The 3227-nt window shown below is 65.8% G+C and carries 1 protein-coding gene; it reads right to left on the bottom strand.

The features are described 5' to 3' along the window. On the bottom strand, positions 1-3227 hold a 3227-nt coding region (locus CVM73_RS38545; RefSeq protein ID WP_146006749.1), incomplete at both ends, for a non-ribosomal peptide synthetase.

The following is a 3227-nucleotide window of genomic DNA, read 5'->3' as shown; positions in this document are numbered from 1 at the left end:
CGCGATGCGCATACGCCTCATCGTCCGGCGCAGCCAGCGCCTTGCGGTCCAGCTTGCCATTCACCGTCAGCGGCAGCGCCGCCAGCCGCACGAACGCCGATGGCACCATGTAGTCCGGCAGGTGCGCATTTATGTGCGCGCGCAAGGCGCCGGCAAGCTCGCTTCCGTCCAGCCCGTCCGAAGCTGCTTCCGGCGACACCACATAGGCGACAAGACGCTGCTCGCCGCCGGAGCCCTCGTGCGCCACCACCACCGCCTCGCGCACGAACGGGTGCTCGCAAAGCCGCGCCGCGATCTCGCCCGGCTCGATCCGGAAGCCGCGGTTCTTCCCCTGCTCGTCGTTGCGGCCCAAAAACTCCAGATTGCCGTCCGGCAGGTAGCGTGCCAGGTCGCCGGTCCGGTACAGCCGGTCGCCGTCCACAAGGGGACTGGCGATGAACCGCCCCGCGGTCAGCTCAGGGCAGTTCAGGTAGCCGCGCGCCACCCCCGCCCCGCCAATGCAGAGCTCCCCCACCGCACCGAACGGCACCAGCCCGCCATGACCGTCCAGCAGATACACGCGCGTGTTCGCAATCGGGCGGCCAATCGGGACAATGGCCCCATCAAACCCATCGGGGCAACTCCAGGTCGCCGCACAAACTGTTGCTTCGGTAGGTCCATAAGCATTGATAATGGATGCTGGAGCCAGACTCCGGATGAGTTCTGCCTTCGGCAGCTCTCCAGCAAGAATGAGAACTTGCGATCCCAAGTCTTCCAGCTTCTGGCTTCCCTGAAGCAAGGCTGGAGGCAGCGTCGCGTGCGTGATGGCTTCGCTTCGCAGATAATCCGATAGCTTGTTACTCGCTTGACGGAGCTCATCCGCAGGCAAATGCAATGTGGCTCCCGAACCAAACGCCATAACAAGCTCCGAGGCGCTTGCATCAAAACCGAAGGAGGCGAACTGCACCACGCGGCTGCTGCAACAAACACCAAAAAGCCCGATCTGAGCCAAGCTGAGATTGACCAAGCCGCGATGCTCGACCATGACCCCCTTGGGGGTGCCTGTGGATCCGGAGGTGTAGATCACATAGGCGAGATGGCGTGAGGTGAGGCCGAGCGCACGCGGGTCCGGATCCGATTCCGGCAGATTTGCCCATTCCGGCGCCGCCGCCAGATCCACCACCGTCAGATCGCGTAACGCATCGTCGCCCAGCGCCGATCGCCCCGCTGCATCGGCCAGCAGCACTCGCGGCGCCGCATCGTCGAGAACCTGCCGCAGCCGCGCCGGCGGATAGGCCGGGTCCAGCGGCAGATAGGCGCCCCCCGCCTTGAGGATCGCCAGCAGCCCCACCACCATCATCGGACTGCGCTGCAGGCAGATCGCCACCGGCTGATCCGGCTTCACCCCAATTGCGATCAGATGATGCGCCAGCTGGTTGGCCCGCGCATTGAGCTCGCCATAGCTGACGCGCTCCTCCGCGCACACCACCGCCACCGCATCCGGCGCACGGCGCACCTGCGCCTCAAATAGCTCATGGATGCACAGCTGCTCAGGATACGTCACCGCCGTCCGGTTCAGTTCCTCCAGCAGATACGCCCGCTCGTCGGCTGGCAGCAGCTCAATCCGCCCGACCGCTTGCTGCGCATCGGCAACCATCGCGCGCAGCAGCGCCAGCAGATAGCCTCGTTGCCGCTCGATGGTCGCCTGATCGAACAGCGCCGTGGCATAGCCCAGCGTCCCAGCGATCACCTCACCCTGCTCGCCAAGGCTCAGCTCCAGATCGAACTTGACCTGATCGAAGCCGTCTGCCGCCGCCTCCACCATCAGCCCAGGAAGGTCGAACGTCCCAGCGGCGTTGTTCTGCCAGGCCAGCATCACCTGGAACAAGGGGGTGTGATCAAGACGCCGTGGCGGCTGCACGATCTCCACCACCTGCTCAAACGGCAGGTCCTGATGCTCCTGCGCTCCCAAGGCCGAGCGCCGCGTCCGCGCCAACAGGTCCGCCACGCTCGGCTCGCCCGACAGGTCAAGCCGCAGCGCCAGGGTGTTGACGAAGCAGCCGATCAGCTCTTCGACCTCGCGGCGACCGCGATTGGCGCTCGGCACGCCGATCATTAGGTCGTCCTGCCCTGACAGACGCGACAGCAGCGCCGCCCAGGCCGCCAGCACCGTCATGAACAAGGTCGTGTCATGCTGCCGGCTCAGCCGCTTCAGATCCCGCGTCAGATCCGCATCGATCACGACCGTCACACTGGCCCCGGCAAACGACTGCTCGGCCGGCCGAGGCCGATCTGTCGGCAGCGCCAGACGGGCCGGCGCGCCAGATAGATTGTTGCGCCAATAGTGCGCCTGGCTCTGCAGCCGCTCGCCCGACAGCCACTGCCGTTGCCAGGCGGCATAGTCCGGATACTGGATTGCAAGCGGCGGCAGCGGATCGCCTTCTCCGGCCACGAACGCCCGGTACAGCTGACTGAGTTCACGCACCAACACGCCCAGCGACCAGCCATCCGAGACAATGTGGTGCTGCGTCAGCAGCAAAACGTGCTCCTCATCCGAGATCCGGATCAGCCGGCCGCGGATCAGCGGGCCACGCGCCAGATCGAACGGCGTGTGCGCCTCTTCCCTGCACAGACCCAATAGCGCCTCGTCCGCATCCGGCCTGTCCCGCAGATCGTGCTCCACAACCGGCAGCCCCGCATCCTCCGGCAGCAGCTCCACCCAGGGCTTGCCCTCCGGCGCGACAAACACGCTGCGCAGCGCCTCATGACGCGCCAACACACGGTCAAGGCTGCGCTGCCAGGCGCTGCGGTCGAGCCCACCCTTGAGCCGCCACCCGAGCGGAATGTGATAGTTCGTGCTGCTCTGATCCAGCTGCGCCAAAAACCACAGCCGCTGCTGCGCAAACGACAGCACAAGCGGCGCTTCACGCAACACCGGCACAATGGCTGGCGGGTCTTGCGCGCCGGAGCGGCTCAACTCATCCATGATACTGGCGGCCAGATCGGCCAGCACCGGTTTGGCAAACAGCATGGTCAGCGGCAGTGTGAAGCCAATGGCCTGCGAGACCCGGCTCAACAGCTGCACCGCCAAGAGCGAGTGGCCGCCAAGCGCAAAGAAGTGGTCGTGGCGTCCGACCCGCTCAACACCCAGAAGCTCGGCCCAGATCTGTGCCAGCGTGATCTCGATCTCGCCTTGCGGCGGCTCATAGGCGCGATGCGCATACGCCTCATCGTCCGGCGCAGCCAGC

It is taken from the genome of Bradyrhizobium forestalis (assembly GCF_002795245.1).
Lineage (GTDB): Bacteria > Pseudomonadota > Alphaproteobacteria > Rhizobiales > Xanthobacteraceae > Bradyrhizobium > Bradyrhizobium forestalis.
The sequence above is the reverse complement of the archived record's forward strand: the minus strand, read 5'-3'. Positions and strand labels throughout refer to the sequence as shown.